This window comes from Winogradskyella aurantiaca (genome assembly GCF_003362725.1).
In the GTDB taxonomy this organism is placed as follows: domain Bacteria; phylum Bacteroidota; class Bacteroidia; order Flavobacteriales; family Flavobacteriaceae; genus Winogradskyella_A; species Winogradskyella_A aurantiaca.
On record NZ_QKTV01000003.1, the window covers coordinates 122,496 to 139,563 of the forward strand.

The window sequence follows — 17,068 nt, forward strand, 5'->3', positions numbered from 1 at the left end:
ACCATAGTGTAGATACTTGCAATATTAAATTGAATAAGGCATGCAAAAAGCATCCCTCTTATGTACTATAATAATTTCATTTTTTGCATCTTCTCAGGAGGTGCCGGAATATTATCAAGAGATGCAAGCCAGACATGCCAAAGCCTTTGGCTATGATCCTGAGTACCGCGTCAACTATATTGAAAATATTGCTGTTAGAGGTATTCTCTATACAGATATCGCCAATTATCAATTTAGAAATTTTGATACTGGTGAAACTTACAATTTAAGTCCAGTATCGGAGAGTCTCATAGGTTTTTCCATGGATTATAAATGGTTTGCCATCGGATTTTCGTTTGGCCCACGCTTTTTAATGACTTCTGGCGATAAAGAATTAGAGCAGGATAGTGAGTCCTTGAAACTAGATTTGAACTTATTTTATTCGGATCAATGGGGTCAAAATTTGTTTTTCTTATACAATAGAGGTTTTAATGTAAAAACCAACAATGAACTCGTTAATGAAGATCTCGAGGCATTAAAAGATACTAGAATACAGCTAATTGGCGGAAGTACTTATTACATTCTTAATCCTGATTTTTCATATCGGGCCTATTTAAATCAAACTGAACGGCAATTAAAATCCGCAGGAAGTTTAGTACCCAAAATCAGCTATTCATTTAGTTCTACTGATCCCAACTTACCATCTGATGATTCAGAAATTGAAGTTGATAAAATAAAGAGTTTCGACGTTATTGCAGATGTTGGTTATTATTACACTTTTGTACTAAATACTAAATGGTATGCGACACTCGGGGCTCAACCTGGGGTTGGCTACAACAACTCTAATTATAGAATTCAAAATGCATCATCCATCAACTTCAACAGTATCATATTTACATTTAACGGAGAAGTTGCTCTAGGTTACAATAGTTATAGGTGGTTTTTTGGTGCCGTTGGTTATTGGAGAAATTACAACAATACCAACAATGAAAACGATCAGGTTAACAGAGATTCTTCCTATATAAAAGTGCACTTTGGCTATCGTTTTAATGATAATAGGCCTATGCGAAAGTTTTTTGGTTGGTTTGAAAAAATCTTAGGTCTGGATTATTAGAAATTCCACCCTGTTCATGATAAAAATCATCTTGAAGCCTTCCATTTTCCTTAAATTTGTGCTTCAAAATAAAATTGATAAATCATGTCCTATAGAATAGAAAAAGACACCATGGGGGAAGTTAAGGTACCAGCAGATAAACTGTGGGGTGCACAAACCGAACGTTCACGTAATAATTTTAAAATTGGACCAGCGGCCTCAATGCCACTAGAAATAGTTTATGGATTCGCTTATTTAAAGAAAGCGGCTGCCTATGCTAATGAAGAATTAGGTGTTTTAACTACCGATAAGAGAGATTTTATAGCTAAGGTCTGTGATGAGATTCTTGAAGGAAAACATGACGATCAGTTTCCATTAGTTATTTGGCAAACCGGATCTGGTACTCAAAGCAATATGAATGTTAATGAGGTTATTGCTAATAGAGCCCACCAAATAGCAGGAAAGACTATTGGGGAAGGTGAAAAAACGATTCAGCCAAATGATGATGTTAATAAGTCGCAGTCTTCTAATGACACATTTCCCACTGGAATGCACATCGCAGCATATAAAAAAATAGTTGAGACTACCATTCCTGGTGTCATCCAATTACGCAATACACTGCACAAAAAATCCATTGCCTTTAAAGATGTAGTTAAGATTGGACGCACCCACCTTATGGATGCGACTCCTCTTACTTTAGGACAAGAATTTTCTGGCTATGTTTCACAATTAGATCATGGTCTTAAAGCTTTAGAAAATACTTTAGCACATTTAAGCGAGTTAGCCTTAGGTGGAACAGCAGTTGGAACTGGTCTAAATACTCCTCAGGGCTATGATATCCTCGTGGCTAAGTACATTGCTGAATTCACAGGACATCCATTTGTTACCGCAGAAAATAAGTTTGAAGCGCTTGCGGCTCACGACGCAATTGTTGAAACACATGGTGCCTTAAAACAGCTTGCAGTGTCGCTTAATAAAATTGCCAATGACATTAGAATGATGGCTTCTGGACCGAGATCAGGGATTGGAGAGATTATTATTCCAGCCAATGAACCTGGAAGTTCCATTATGCCAGGAAAAGTAAATCCAACACAATGTGAGGCCCTAACCATGGTCTGCGTTCAGGTGATGGGTAACGATGTGGCAATCACTGTAGGTGGTACTCAAGGGCATTACGAATTAAATGTGTTTAAACCTGTTATGGCTTATAATCTCTTACAATCGGCACAACTTATTGGGGATGCTTGTGTGAGTTTTGAAGAGCATTGCGCTGCAGGAATTGAACCTAACACAAAAGTTATCAAGAACTTATTAAATAATTCACTCATGTTGGTAACGGCTCTTAACACTAAAATAGGTTATTACAAAGCCGCTGAAATCGCCAATACAGCTCATAAAAATGGCACTACCCTAAAAGAAGAAGCAATCAATTTAGGATATGTTAATGAAGAAGATTATGATAATTGGGTTAAACCAGAGGAGATGATAGGTAGTCTCAAGTAATTTTATGTCTAGAAATTCAATATTTTAGTGATAACTAATATTGAATTACATGAAAAAAATTACCTTACTGCTGCTCTGTTTCACAACCACTTATCTTACATCACAAACAGAATTTGGGGCCAAATCTTTAATTTCTGGGACAGGAACTCAACCTTATCGAATTGATTCAGGTTTTATAGATGAAGATGAATACCCAGATTTTGTCGTCGGTACCTTTGGAAGTAGCACTATCGAAGTTTTTCTAAATGATGGTATAGGTGGTTTTGAACCCAAGACTCTAGTAACTAATTCCTTGGCTGGTATTGCAGATATGAAGCTAGTGGATTTAAATGATGATATTTTTCTAGATATCCTCGTCTGTGGTGGTACCAAGTTAGTTTGGTTTGCCAATAACGGAGATGGTACTTTTTCTTCTGAAAACACCATTTCAAGTTCTTTAAATGACGCCTTCTACGTATCACCAGGGCAAATAGATGGTAATACAACAATTGATGTAATGGTTTGCTCTACAGGGGCGAATGAGGTGCTGTGGTTTTCTAATGATGGTACTGGTACTTTTACGCAAGCATCTGAAGTAGTAGATAACACGATATCAAGACCTTCAGTTATCAGTTTAAAAGATGTTGATAATGATGGTGACCTAGACGCTTTGGTTTCAAGCTCAATAGTACCTTCAGGTGGTAGTCCTACACCAAATGGTATTGAGTTATTTATAAATAATTTGGTTGGCTCTGGAACAGTTTCATTCACTAAAGAGACTGACCCTGTAAGTGAGAATAAGATTTATATGTTTGATACAATATTTGAAGACCCCAACGATTTTCAAAATACGGTAATTTTTGCTGCAGATTTTGGGTTTGGGAATCAAGGCTCTTTATATCGAATTGAAGAAGGGGGTTCAGGATATTCAGAAGAGGCTATTTCTACTTCACTATTAAATCCTGCCACGATTAAACTTGTAGACATGGATAATGATGATTTGAGTGATCTTGTGGTGTCTAGTGGAAGTGGTGGTAGTTCTGTAAAACTGGCTTGGTTAAAAAATAATGGAGATGGCTCCTACGCATCAGACGACACTATTGACACAGCACAAAATGTGGTTTATTCCTTTACCTCTCAGGATTTTGACCTAGATGGTGATATGGATATTGTATCTATTGCATTTAGCCAAAATGAAGTAAACTTCATAGAAAACTTACTGGAAAGTTTGAGTATACCCGAGTTGGAATCCAATTCATTTAGGCTCTACCCAAATCCAGTAGAACATCATTTAAATTTTTCTTCAACAGATCTCGTTTCTGCAGATGTTAGAATTGTAGATGTTACAGGTAAAATTGTTTTTCATAATGAGATTGAATTGTCTAACGGAATAAACACCTCACAATTGCAAAATGGTGTTTATATTTTGACAGTTAATAATTCGGCTAATTATAGATTCATCAAGAATTAATTAATAGCAATCTATCAAATTTAAAAGCGTCCATTTTAAGTGGACGTTTTTTTTTAGTTTAGAGTTTTCCTAATAAGTAGTCGCATGTCCATTTTAATAACCAATATCCATCAGCTGGTTCAAGTCCACCCTAATAATGTAATGCTCGTAAAAGGCAACGACATGAAAGTCCTTCCTATTATGGAAAATGCTTATGTATACATTGAACACGATACAATTATCGAATATGGTCCTATGACTGAGTGTGAAGGCTTTGACCCTGAAACTACAATCGATGCAACGAATAAGTTAGTCATACCTTCTTGGTGCGATTCTCACACACATCTGGTATTTGCAGGCAACAGGTCTAAAGAATTTGTAGATAAAATAAATGGTCTAAGCTATGAAGAAATTGCAGCAAGAGGTGGTGGAATTTTAAATTCGGCAGATCAAATTGCTAATACCAGTTTAGATGACCTTTATACCCAATCACTTATTCGTCTTAACCAGGTGATCGCTTTGGGTACTGGTGCTATTGAAATAAAAACAGGTTACGGCCTTGAAACTGAAGCGGAATTGAAAATGCTTAAAGTCATTGGAAAGCTAAAAAAAGATTCTCAAGCTTTTATTCTTCCTACCCTCTTAGCAGCTCATGCCATTCCAGACATGTATAAGTCGGATAAAACGTCTTATGTCAATCAAATCATTAATAATTTAATTCCAAAAGCTGCTGCATTAAAAATTGCAAAGTATATTGATGTATTTTGCGAGAAGGGATATTTTAGTGTTGAAGACATGGACAAGATACTCGCTGCCGGAAAGAACTACCAACTCCAACCAAAGGTTCATGTTAATCAATTTAATATTTTGGGAGGAGTACCTGCAGCTACGGGTCATAATGCGCTTTCTGTTGACCATCTGGAGTTGCTAGATGAAAACGACATCAATGCCTTAGCACAATCTAACACTATTCCAGTTGCCTTACCAGGCTGTTCATTTTATCTTGGAATTCCTTATACTCCGGCCCGTAGAATCATAGAAGCTGGATTACCACTGGCCCTTGCCAGTGATTATAATCCGGGGTCTGCACCAAGTGGAAATATGAACTTTGTTGTAAGTCTTGCTTGCGTGAAAATGAAATTAAGTCCGGAGGAAGCTATTAATGCAGCTACTATTAACGGGGCATATGCCATGGGTATCAGTAGCATGTATGGTAGTATTACCCGAGGAAAAAAGGCTAATTTAATAATTACAAAACCTATGGGTCACTATCGTGAAATTGCCTATAATTTTGGTGATAATCCGGTTGATCAAGTGATTATTAATGGCAAGTTATGGGCATAAAAAAACCGAAACATACGTTCCGGCTTTTTCTAGTCTAAGATTAGTTTGCTTACTTCATAGTAAATTCAGAAGATGAAACAAGCGTTTTATTATTAAAAACGTTAACGATGTAGCGTCCTTTAATAAACTTGTCATCTTCAGATTTATTGATGAATTCACAAACATTTAAATTTCTGTTTTCATAGTTAAATCTACTGATCAGACTGTAATTTAAAATCTGATCTTCAAATTGAATTTGATCATTTGACCCTAACACATTGTTTTCAGGATCAATAACCTGTACATATAATTCTTTATCGCCTGCTTCAGCAATAGTATTCTTAGCTACTGTAAAGCAAACTTTTATCTTGTCACTTCTTCTAGCACGTTCAGTTGGAATTTGTTTACCGCTATTTCTTTCAATAATACCCATTCCTTTTAAGCCAACAGTCTGGAGAGCAGAAGCATCTTCAACTGCAGTTGCTAATTCCGAATTTTGAACCAATAAGGAATCTGTAAACATAGCACGTTCTGCAAGTTGAACCTGTGTACTATCCAATGAAGTGGCCAATAACTCATTTTCTACGCGCAGACTATCATTCTGTGCTAAAAGTACATCCATTTCCTCTTGTAAGGCCATATACTTCTTCTTGTATCGCCATAAGCTGTTAACACTGTTTTGAGATACCTTTAAAGAATCCATTAGGCCTTGAATACGTTCTCTAGCCTCAACTAAGTTTTCATTGGCTACTTCGTTCTCCTGAATGGCCAAATCATATTGTTTTGCCATACTGTTAAGATCATTCATAACCTGCTCTTTCTCGCTTGTTAATAATGCCTCACTTTCTTTTTTGTCTGAATAAAGCTTAGAGGCAAAAAATGCGGTTCCTAAAAAAAGTACTACTAAGATCCCCAATCCGACTTTAAGTCCGGTATTCTTTCCGTTTGAACTTTCCATAATTTGATTGTTTTTAAGTTACTGATAAATTTGATTTGTGTTAATTTTGAAGCTAAGACTTAAACCTGTTATAACTGTTTACGGCCTAATTTATTGTAATGGAATACCTTCAATTATTTTCTCAGAAAGATCTGAAGTCCCTCTTAAAAACTCGCAAAGGTGAAACCAAATTTGGTGAACAAATTAAGCTGTTACCTAACCTCACCAACATATACGAAGACTTAAAGGATTTAGATGTTAGATACGTAATTTTTGGTATCGAAGAAGATATTGGTGTTCGTGCAAACCTCGGTAATCCAGGCACTTACAAATGTTGGAAGGCCGTAAAAAAAATCTTAATAAATATTCAAAGTAATACCTATACACATGCCAAAAAGGTATTAATATTAGGTTCATTAAACTACAAATCTGCCGATGATGACATAAATCAAAGTGTATCCAATATTAAAAATTTACGCTCAAATGTTGAAAAAATTGATGCAGATGTCACCTATCTGGTTTCTCAAATAATTAAAGCAGGTAAGATTCCAATTGCAGTTGGCGGTGGCCATAATAATAGTTATGGTATGATTAAGGGTTCTGCTTTTGGCTTAAACCAACCCATAGCGGTAATTAATATAGATGCACATAGTGATTTTAGACCAGAGGAAGGGCGGCATAGTGGTAATGGGTTTAGTTATGCCCTTGCAGAAGGCTTTCTAAAAAAGTACTTTATTATGGGACTTCATGAGAATTTTACATCCAGATCTATTTTATCCACAATGAAAAAAATGAAGGCCGTTGATTTTGTCTCTTATGAAGCTATGGAGGTGAGGAGTGAAATTGGTATGAAAACAGCTATTGAATCTTGTATCAAGCATGTAGACGGTTTAAAGGTTGGGTTGGAGATTGATTGTGATGCCATTATTAATGTTCCAAGTAGTGCTGCCACACCTGCCGGTTTTACTGTAAAGCAGGTTAGACGAATGCTACACTCCTTTGGTCAAACCAGAGACTTAACTTACTTACATATTTGCGAAGCCATTCCTTCAAAGAAGTCCAAAGACAAGATTGGTAAATTGATCAGCTACTTAATAACTGACTTTATTAGAGCGCATGAGTCCTAACATCATATCTTTCGATCATAAATATGCTAAGGATTTTCACGATCTTAACATCGAATGGTTGGAAACGTATTTTTATGTAGAGCCATATGATAAGGAAGTACTGAGTAAGCCCGATAAATACATTATAAATAAGGGTGGACAGATCTTCTTCCTACTTGAAAAAGATGCTGTTCTTGCCACAGCAGCCTTAATGCCAACTGAAGATCCAACGGTGTTAGAACTAACAAAAATGGCGGTAACCCCAAGGGCAAGGGGGGAAAAGTTTGGCCAGAGACTACTTCAGTACTGCATAGATTTTGCAAAATCTAAAGACTACGCTGCACTGATGCTATACTCCAATACCATATTGGAAAATGCCATTCATTTATATCGAAAATATGGCTTTAAGGAATTAGAGCTTGAAAAGGACAATCCCTACGAACGCGCCAATATTAAGATGCTTCGTAAGCTCTAATTAGAATTAGATTTCAAAGAATCAATTTTACGTTGTAAAGCTTCAATTTGCTCAGTATTATCTGTGACTGGTGGTACTATTTTTGTTGAATCGGTTTCCCTCTCAGCAATATCGTTATCACGCACATCATCCTGATAATAGAAACCTAAGTCCTTTTCACTAGAGCGCCAGGCCTCATTTAATTGGTCATACACCGCTTTATCCCATCCACTGGGGTGCTTAACATCTATCCAAACCACATCCCTGTATTCACTGTCAATAAGAACCAAGTCTGGAGTAGCTGAACCATCAAACTGTTCAGCATTAGTGTCACTAATTGATGAAACCGTTCCAAGAAAGAACATCCGCTTTCTTCCAGCAATTTCCTTAATATAAGGTCGAAACTCAACGGGTGTGTTAGCTGACCAATCGTACTCTTTACGAGATTCTTGAACCTTCAAAGGCATGGCAGAAACGCCAGCATAGCCTTGTTTCTTACTAGCGTGATTATAGTAATAGAGTTTATCTGTACCATCTGCTGGCACCATCACACTAAAACTCAAACTTGTGCGCTCCTCTCCTATTGGCTCCAAACCAAACCAATGGTATAAACCACTGTAGGCATTGGTATTGGAATTAGCAAAATCAAAATCAGTCACATAAGGTTGTTGGTTTTGATCCTTGGGCATCATAGGTATTTTAACCACAGTTTTCATATTCCATGGAAGTGGATCTGCAAAACCTCCTAGAAATTTAAGAGATTCGGCCTGTAATCTGGATACCTTCTCTGCAAGAATGTTTTGCTTGCTCAAATAGTCATAGGAATCCAATTGATCTGGTGGAATAAACGTTCCTTTTCCAATGGATATGCGCTCGAGGTAATCCTTAAAATCGTGTTCCCCATTTTCAATTACCATGACACCTCCAAATGTAGGATATGGAAAAAAGAAGCCTTCCCACTTAATTAGACTCACTACTTCAACCCACTCTCCTTTATCATTTTTCATGTAGTAGGTATCACTGGGCTCATAATTAAATAGCATCCAGGGATTGAATCGCTGCACAACGGCATTATAGGTGTTTCTGCTAAACATTAAGGACTCTCCTATTGCAAAGACAACCTCAATACGATTTTCGTTTGAAAATCTGGGAAATGGCGTGGTACTACTAACTGAAAACACTTCTTCAGTGTTATTCATGATGCGTTGCATGGAGTACTTCTCACTTGGCTGAATAGCCATAGTCCACCGGTTTTCACGATCAACTCTAACTAAATGCGGTAAGGATACATCTTTAGTCTCCCCCACACTCTCGTTGGCCATAGACAAGATATTTCTTAGTGGCTGAATGCGCTCGTTTTGAGTTAAGGGTAATTCATGAATTTCAACCTTGTTTAAATTCTTGTAGACATTGTAAGTCTTCATATAATCATAAAGCTGATAATGCCACCCAAACAAATACATCAATCCATAGAACAATACCAATATCCCCAAAATTCCCAGGCGACGTCCAGTACTTGGAGTATTTCTGAATCTTGAGAGTCCAAAGACAAGAATAATGGTGGCAACAAGAATGACAAAAAAGTACTTTCTAATAAATAATAAGGCCGGTTGGTAATCATCTCTTAAAACAAATAGGGCTATTAATACAATTATGGCTCCAATAATGACATTGCGCTTTTGTTTAGATCCTTTATTCCAATACGATTTTATCATTCTGTCTAAATTATCTTAAAGTAACCCTTTATCTTTTAAACGCTCACGAGCGCTTTTTCCATCGTCTTTAGCCCTAGCTTCTTGTTTATCAATGACTTCTTCTTTAGGAGTTTCAGGTCTTAAATTCTCAATATAATCCTTACCCTTATCAATGGCTTCATCCATAACATTGCCTATGGTGTCTCCATGCTCTTCAATTACTTTGGAGGACTTAAGAACAAAATTCGCAAGATAGGTACCCACAATAGTCCCTACCACGATAGATGAAAATGCCGAAACACCATTGTAGGAACCAAAGACTGAAATTGGCGTTACAAACTCCAGTACCAAAGCCACAATTAGACACATGGTAACTATAAAGATTAATCTTGGGATAAAAGACTGTTTATAAACGAATCCTTTTGGATTGTCCTTAGACATCTGAAGCGCTTTGCTGTTTACGATTTTGTTTAGAGTTCTATAAGCTTTATTACTATTGGATTCTCTCCAATAAATAAAAATTCCTAACAATATGGCAGCAATAAAAATTACAAGTTCAAGTCCCATGGCCTTCGTATTTAGTTCTATAAAATTAGTATCTATTTACTCAATATTGTTACGGATGATACCAATAACCCAATCTCGTAGAGTATCGTCCCAATCTTGATAGCTCAAATAAAATTGTTCCTTATCATACCAGTACAAAAACAACACATCCAATGGCGAAATATTAATCAGTAATTGGTGAATGAGGTCACGATCATGAGGATTTAGTGATGAGTGTGGGTCTAAAAGCCCAAAAAACAAGGACTGATCAATTAGATCTTCCTTTTTGAAGGCATTACTTTTAGCTATTTTCTCAAGATATAACTCAACTCCCATCACCTTTTTACGGTCTTCTATAGTCAGTTTGTTTAAATAACTCCTAAATAAAGATTTACTTTCTAATATCTCTTCATACGAATGTTCTGGTTTGTTTACAAATTGAGAGAAATAGTATTTTTTAATACGATCATACCTTTTGGTACCTACTACTGCTTCTAGATCGTAAGAAATTATTTGATAATCCTCCAGTTTACGTATCAATTCAGGCTGATTTATATGATAGACTAGAACATCATGAAGCGAATCGTTAATAGAGCTCTCGTAGGCCGTTTTATCTTCAAATACGACTATGGTCTTCACAAAATCTTTTAAGACATAGACCCCACCAAAGGCCCTGGAATAAAAGGAGGATACTGTATAATGTAAAGAATGCAGATTTAAATCCCTATTCCTAAGATCACCATAGGTCTTGGCAGAATCCAATAATTGTTTCTGTAAATCCTCATCGATAAAATTATGACCTGTCGTAAACTGATCGACCAGCTGAAGTTGTTCTGCTTGAACTTTATTAAGATCGTCGATTAGTCTAAAGGTGATGCTTACATCATCGTATTTGAGAATATCCAATGGCTCGTAATAAGCATCAATATCCTGGTCAAAGTCAATGCAAATAGCGGAATCTCTTGTGATATCACTAATCTTTTGACCGTGAGTTCTAAATACATGACGCATCATTTCACGATCAAAAGAATGAAATGGCAAATAAACGGGCTTCCCTTTTTGTAAAGGAGAAATAATAATCCCATGCGGATTAGCATCTCCATGATTTAAATACTGAACATCAGCTTTCTCCTCAGCTATTTCAGGACTCCATCCAACACCATCTATAGAAAAACTACTGAGGTTGGTTTCCTTAAAACCTAGAGTCTTTAAACACTTATTGTAGCGGTCTACTAGCTTACCACTAACAGGAATTAACTCACTCTGATATAAATTTGCAGCTTTAAGTTTGTCCATAGTTTTTATTCCGATTTACCAAATCGCTCCCTTGCCTCCAATTCTATTTGCATCTGACTAACTCTAGACTCAACCTTTCTATTAAAGTCTGTATCTGCTATTGTTGCTACATTATCCAGATAACGGATGACTTCTTGTCTACGAATATCTGAGAAGTTGAGCCCTTTCATATTAGATTTCATTAACTCCTGAAGCATTCCAAACTTGGTGTCATAATTCTTATTGAAATACACTTCTGGATTCTCAAACCAATCCTTTTCCAAATCAAAATCTGTTAATCGCAATGAGATGGCCGATTGAATATTTCTTACATCTCTTGAGGAAAAAAATGGAAACACTTCTTGAATGGATTTGTACAATGCGGCATAAAACATGTGATCATCTTCTTCATGAAGCTCATCAATCTTATTGAACACCTGTCGCACACGGTCCTCATTTGGGTCGTCGATCTGATCTAAAATATCACCCAAATTTTTAGCTAAACCTTGATCTTGCAAATATTTATAACCTTCGGGGTTATCCATATTTATAAATCCAGGCATGGTTTTCTGTAGCTTTTGCCACCATAAATAATCCTGATCAAGAAAATCATGTTCAGAACGCGCACCATCTATCTTAAACCTTCCCTGAACTCTTGAAATAACGGCCTTATCTAACATTTCGGGTAAGTTTGTAAACAGTCCTATAGAACTATTACCATAGTTGACCGCATAAGCCCCTTCAGTATATCTTAAAAATACACCAATCACTTCTTTAACACCAGCGGACACCCCTTGTGCTGTGCGTTCCTGAAGATTATTCTCTGCATCATCAATAGGTGCAAAAATGATTTTTGACGGATCTTGAAGAGGTTTCATCCATTCCACCATTTTTTCCGCAGATCCTCCTTGAAATGTACTTATTAGGGTATCAGGCATTGGGTGAAACAGAAATGGTATATCCAGGTTGTCACAATGCTCTTTCAACCTAGTGGCAATAGCCGCAATCAGCATACTCTTACCTGTTCCTGGAATACCATATCCCATAAAGACTGGCATAAATCCACCGAGTTCTTGAAATGGATTCTTCTTTTCTATAAAATCATAACTCAACAAACGTTCGGTTAATCGTCTGGCAAAATGTTTTGCATCTCTATTTCCAACGATTTGCTCAAACTGGATCTTATTGAACTCAACACTTTTGGCGGCTCCATCAAACACATTGCTCCAACCAGAAATTGCAAAATCTGAATGCTCTAATTTATAAGTACGGTCTTCTATTGTTTCGGTGTATTCCAAAGTGGATTTCCTAAGTTGTATTTCAGCTATTAAGGCCTCAAAATAGACCACCGTAAAATCAACAACATCCTGATCGCTTTTAATAAGATCGGGGTGACTTAAGTATTTATCATAATAGAACAAACTGCATGACAATCCCTTTAATGGACTTAAGAGAGACACTTCAGGAATTCCAGCAAACTTTTGTTTCATAACGCTAAGATCATCGGTTTCATGAGGTTTCAAGTCTGTTAAGATCTTGTAGGCAGAAGCATAAAGCATAAAAGCTGTAGCTGTATGCATTTTACTTTCGAACTCCCTTCTACCTTTTTGACCTAGAGTGGATCTCCTTTCTTGTAAACTGCTTAATCCTGACGCATCATAATAGCTATCACGTATCCATAAACCTAAAGTAATCCCCTCCTGAACTGCGTATAAAGTTTGATTTAATAATACTGGTAAAGCAACGGATTCGGGCAACAAACGTTTTTTTAACCCCAAAACCGTTTTGGACACCGAGGCTAATTGGGCTGCATTATTCCCATTATTAGCTCGGGATAAATACAACAAAATTGATTCGTCCTTGGTATCACCGTCCCGATTTTTGGCACGCTGACTTTGTTCCCATTCTATACTTTTTAAATAGGAGGTCGCCTCGTCACGCAACATGTCGAGTTCAGATTGTTTTATAGGAAATGTTGAATTATGTTCCATAGTTAATTCTTAATTGGAAACTGGCAGATCGGCCAGTTGAATTGGTGGTTTTGCAAGTTTGTTAATGCTGTTGGGGCTTTTATTATATAGCATTTGAATTATTCGATGAGGTGCCATTAAATATTGCTGCTTAATAATGTCACTCCATCTTTGCAAGACCTGTTTATTGAAAAAACTGCCTTCTTTAAACTCGCTTCCCGAAAACACCTCGTCAATCTTCAATGAAAACGCATAAGATTCTAAAGGAATGTCCTTACGCCCAATACCATCAAGAATGGCATGAGTAATATCATTTTCGTCTTTGGCAAATACATTGTGTAATGGACCTAAATCAATGCGTTTCATGTGTTTGGGATAGACGTCCATTAGTTTTCTGTCGATAGCGTAGGCCATACTATCTAAAGGCATTTTTCTATCCGCCGTCTGCCTAATAGCCTCGTAAATCTGTTGCCGTTCTTTCTGTGGATCCTTGCCATTATAATCGAAATACATAAAGCATATGAAAGGTCTGTTGAGCGCCACATCATAAAAACTCCAGCTAGTCATGTACTGAGCCCTCACGTCCTCAGGAGATGGTAAAATTTTACCTTGAATAAATCGATTAAAGATATATTCCTGCTTAACGTTAGAATAATAAACAATAGATGCGGCCTGAAATAACCTGGATTTCCTAATTGGCTCCTTTTTTCGCATCAAGGTGTCCAAAAATTCATGCTTAATCACTTCAATATCTGTAAGCTTATTAAGATACTCTTCTCTTAAAGCCAAGTCGTTAAACAGGTACCGAAACTCTAAATAATTGGGGAATCCAGAATCAGTAAGATCAATCTTCATATTATCCTCATCATCATACATATACTTAACGCGCATTGCCTCAATGGAATATAACAGCAAATCACAGTATTGCTTAAAAAAGCCCAATTCTTTATTAGAACAGAGCTGTTGCTGTTGCATTTTAACAATGAGTTCCTTAATTGTAAAGTCTACCATTTGATGATAGAACACATACTGACTTTTAGAGTCTAATTGTGCAGAATCTAAGGGAGTAACAATCATTAAGATTAATTTGAATCTATTTGGTTTAAAGTCGTAACCCAAATAAAGAGCTACGACTTATAAGTTGAATTTATTAGGACAAAAGATCTTCCTCTACATCAGGTGAAGGGCTCGTTTTATCAGGGGTCTCACCCCCATCGGGAGCCGAACTATCTGACTTATAGTACTCTTCAAATATTTCTTTCATATCAATGCCGTAACGTTCAGAAAAGTTTTTCTGGATATCGACATCCTTTTCACGTATTTCCTGAAGGGCCTCTGCATAACTACTATAAACACCCTGCATAACTTTCTCGTGAACGGGAATGTTGTCCATCATTTGTTGACGTGCCTTAGCACTTGCCGTATGCATGGCAGCAAGGGTCTCACCAATATGTTCATCAGTTTTTACTCCTAAGTGTTCCAGAATTGCGGCAAACTCCTGATCAGTTCTGGCCTTGAGCGCTACTACATAGCCATCGTAATACTTCAAACGCTCTTCTGTATCACTCTTGAGCTTGGCTCTATGCGTTTGTAAATTACTTCTAAGGGATGTCAATACCTTTATAGTTAAGTTATGTTTGTGAACGAAACTATCCTTTGAAGCTGCCAACGTCGTATATGCATTCTTAAGACCTTCCAACTCCTCAACACTTTGTTCTAGTGTTGTCACCTTACCAACAGCTTCTGCATATTCAGCTGACTGCTTATCTACAATATCTTCAAGTGCTTGTCTGGCTTGTTTTAACTTGGCGTACTCTGTCTCTAACTTATCTTCTACTTCTTTCTTCTTCTCAAGAGCACGAGTATGGTTTTTTGTTGCTTCTACTATAGCGTCCTGAAGGCGATCCTCTACTTCTTTAATTTCAACCTCACGATCTTTTAAGCGCTTAACAGCGGCTTGACTTTTAAATGATAATTCATTTAACAAGGTTTGTACATCAGCAGATTCTATACGCTGTTGGAAAAGCGCTTTCGCCTTATTATCGGCAGCATCGCGATCTTTCTGTGCATTCTTTAATTCCTCCTCTGCCTTCGCAATCTTGCTCTTACGTCCCCACAAATTATTCCACCAGGTATCCGGTTTGTTTTCAGCATCCTCAAGCTCTACTTTAGCACGTTCTAAGCGTTTGATGGCATTATCAATGATCTTCTGCTCATCAGCATTTAGAGACGAGAAATTCTCAAAAATAATTCCCACTTCGTCCTGATAGTCCGTTAAATCTTTGATGGCGTCTAGCAAGGTTGTTCTATCCTTTTCTGCCATATGAACAACATCATCCAGGGTAGCATTTAAAATCTTTTGGCGCATCTCAGGATCATCCTCCTGGGCCAGTTTAGATTTCATAGTATCAATAGCCTTTCCCCAATTGACATCTACTTTCTCAGTTTTTTCATTGGAATTAGTTTCTAATAAATCGAACTCGTCGGACATGGAATATAGTTTTAAATTGTACTGTTTACGAACCTGTAATTTCGTTAATTTTTGGGATTATTAAAATTAAATAAGGCTCAAAATATAGGTGTCTAATTCCATAAAATTGTTACACCTATTTTTTACAAGAGTTTATTAGATATCTTTACAAAAAAAAACCATGACTTTTCGACTCTTAAGTATTTTTCTCACTATTATTTGTTTGTCCTGCAAACAGTCTAACTCTAATAGTAATTCAGAATCAGCGTCACTCGTTAAGGTTCCACAAGACCCAATAAGTATAATTCCTATATCACATGCTAGTCTAATATTAGAAGCTGGAGATAATGTTATCTATGTGGATCCAACCGGTGGTGCTAATGCTTACGTAGGCCATAAGCGACCAACAGCTGTATTTATAACGGATATTCATGGCGATCATATGAATAAAAAAACTCTTGAAGAATTACAACTTAATAATATTCCCATAATAGCTCCTCCTGCAGTAATAGAAAAATTACCCTCAACAATTGCAAAGAATACCTTTGAGGCCAAGAATAACTTTGATTATATTTTAAAAGACGGATTGTCTTTTAGCACTATACCAATGTATAACCTAAGAGAAGAAGCTTTAAAATTTCATCCCAAGGGTCGTGGTAATGGCTATATCCTAAACTTAAAAGGGCAACGTATTTATATATCTGGTGATACTGAAGACATCCCTGAGATGCGTACCTTAAAAGACATTGACAAGGCGTTTATTTGTATGAATCTACCGTATACGATGACAGTTGAGAAAGCAGCAGACGCAGTTATCGATTTTAAACCTAAACAAGTTTATCCCTACCATTATCGAGGGCAAGGAGGATTGAGTGATATTGGTAAGTTTAGGGCGATAGTAAATGAAGGAAATTCAGATATTGAGGTTGTTCAATTAGAATGGTACAACTGATTTATAATCATAAAAATTGTTCACAACTTTATGTAAATAAATTAGATACAGGAATTTAGAACCTAGACTAATTTGTATATTTGATGCATAACCCAATCAGACAAACAAGAAAATGCCTACATTTTTAAGTACACTTTCTCTTCTGGTCTCAACTCAAGAATTGACCATTATCCTAATTGCAGTCTCGTGCATTTTTGTGGTTTTTATAGCCATTGCCATTCTAAAAATGTATAAGCTGAGATCTGAGGAAAAAAAGCTCATGGAAACCAATGCCTTTAAAGAGGCCGAGGAAGAAACCAAAGACTACTCTGGCGGGCATTTGTATGGGGATAACTAG

The 17,068-nt window shown here is 36.7% G+C and carries 15 protein-coding genes; 8 read left to right on the plus strand and 7 right to left on the minus strand.

Going from position 1 to position 17,068, the window contains the following annotated elements; genetic code table 11:
* Positions 1-40: 40 nt before the first annotated feature.
* The 4 genes from DN064_RS06645 to hutI all read left to right on the plus strand — a co-directional run bounded on the left by DN064_RS06645 (position 41) and on the right by hutI (position 5,348).
* Positions 41-1,093, plus strand: a complete 1,053-nt coding sequence (locus tag DN064_RS06645; RefSeq protein ID WP_115461856.1) for a DUF4421 family protein — start codon at positions 41-43, stop codon at positions 1,091-1,093.
* Positions 1,094-1,177: 84 nt separating this feature from the next.
* Complete coding sequence (gene fumC, locus DN064_RS06650) at positions 1,178-2,575, plus strand: class II fumarate hydratase (protein WP_115461857.1); 1,398 nt, start codon at positions 1,178-1,180, stop codon at positions 2,573-2,575.
* 49 nt (positions 2,576-2,624) lie between these two features.
* Positions 2,625-4,025 carry an FG-GAP repeat domain-containing protein gene (locus tag DN064_RS06655; RefSeq protein WP_115461858.1) on the plus strand — a complete coding sequence of 467 codons (1,401 nt, stop codon included), beginning with the start codon at positions 2,625-2,627 and terminating at the stop codon, positions 4,023-4,025.
* A gap of 84 nt (positions 4,026-4,109) precedes the next feature.
* On the plus strand, positions 4,110-5,348 hold the full coding sequence (hutI, locus tag DN064_RS06660; protein WP_115461859.1) for an imidazolonepropionase: 1,239 nt from the start codon (positions 4,110-4,112) through the stop codon (positions 5,346-5,348).
* Positions 5,349-5,397: 49 nt separating this feature from the next.
* Here hutI and DN064_RS06665 read toward each other — a convergent pair whose 3' ends face one another.
* Positions 5,398-6,285, minus strand: a complete 888-nt coding sequence (locus DN064_RS06665) for a chromosome partitioning protein ParA (RefSeq protein ID WP_115461860.1) — start codon at positions 6,283-6,285, stop codon at positions 5,398-5,400.
* Positions 6,286-6,383: 98 nt separating this feature from the next.
* Here DN064_RS06665 and DN064_RS06670 point away from each other — a divergent pair, with 98 nt between their 5' ends.
* Complete coding sequence (locus DN064_RS06670) at positions 6,384-7,391, plus strand: formimidoylglutamase (protein WP_115461861.1); 1,008 nt, start codon at positions 6,384-6,386, stop codon at positions 7,389-7,391.
* Positions 7,381-7,845 carry a GNAT family N-acetyltransferase gene (locus tag DN064_RS06675; RefSeq protein WP_115461862.1) on the plus strand — a complete coding sequence of 155 codons (465 nt, stop codon included), beginning with the start codon at positions 7,381-7,383 and terminating at the stop codon, positions 7,843-7,845. The genes DN064_RS06670 and DN064_RS06675 overlap by 11 nt, the downstream gene beginning before the upstream one ends.
* Here the strand turns inward: DN064_RS06675 and DN064_RS06680 are convergent.
* From DN064_RS06680 to DN064_RS06705, 6 genes are all read right to left on the minus strand, one after another.
* Positions 7,842-9,539, minus strand: coding sequence for a hypothetical protein (locus tag DN064_RS06680; RefSeq protein WP_115461863.1), 1,698 nt, complete (start codon positions 9,537-9,539; stop codon positions 7,842-7,844). The two genes, DN064_RS06675 and DN064_RS06680, sit on opposite strands and share 4 nt — an antisense overlap.
* Positions 9,540-9,554: 15 nt before the next feature.
* Positions 9,555-10,085, minus strand: a complete 531-nt coding sequence (locus tag DN064_RS06685) for a hypothetical protein (protein ID WP_115461864.1) — start codon at positions 10,083-10,085, stop codon at positions 9,555-9,557.
* Positions 10,086-10,121: 36 nt separating this feature from the next.
* A complete protein-coding gene (locus DN064_RS06690; protein ID WP_115461865.1) occupies positions 10,122-11,360 on the minus strand; it encodes a DUF6638 family protein in 1,239 nt (412 codons plus the stop codon).
* A gap of 5 nt (positions 11,361-11,365) precedes the next feature.
* Positions 11,366-13,330 (minus strand): AAA family ATPase, encoded by a 1,965-nt coding sequence (locus DN064_RS06695; protein ID WP_115461866.1) that lies wholly within the window; start codon positions 13,328-13,330, stop codon positions 11,366-11,368.
* Between the two features lie 9 nt (positions 13,331-13,339).
* Positions 13,340-14,386, minus strand: a complete 1,047-nt coding sequence (locus DN064_RS06700) for a hypothetical protein (protein WP_115461867.1) — start codon at positions 14,384-14,386, stop codon at positions 13,340-13,342.
* 73 nt (positions 14,387-14,459) lie between these two features.
* A complete protein-coding gene (locus DN064_RS06705) occupies positions 14,460-15,800 on the minus strand; it encodes a coiled-coil domain-containing protein (protein WP_115461868.1) in 1,341 nt (446 codons plus the stop codon).
* Positions 15,801-15,960: 160 nt separating this feature from the next.
* Here DN064_RS06705 and DN064_RS06710 point away from each other — a divergent pair, with 160 nt between their 5' ends.
* Positions 15,961-16,731 (plus strand): MBL fold metallo-hydrolase, encoded by a 771-nt coding sequence (locus tag DN064_RS06710; RefSeq protein WP_115461869.1) that lies wholly within the window; start codon positions 15,961-15,963, stop codon positions 16,729-16,731.
* A 112-nt stretch (positions 16,732-16,843) separates the two neighbouring features.
* Positions 16,844-17,068 (plus strand): hypothetical protein, encoded by a 225-nt coding sequence (locus tag DN064_RS06715; protein WP_115461870.1) that lies wholly within the window; start codon positions 16,844-16,846, stop codon positions 17,066-17,068.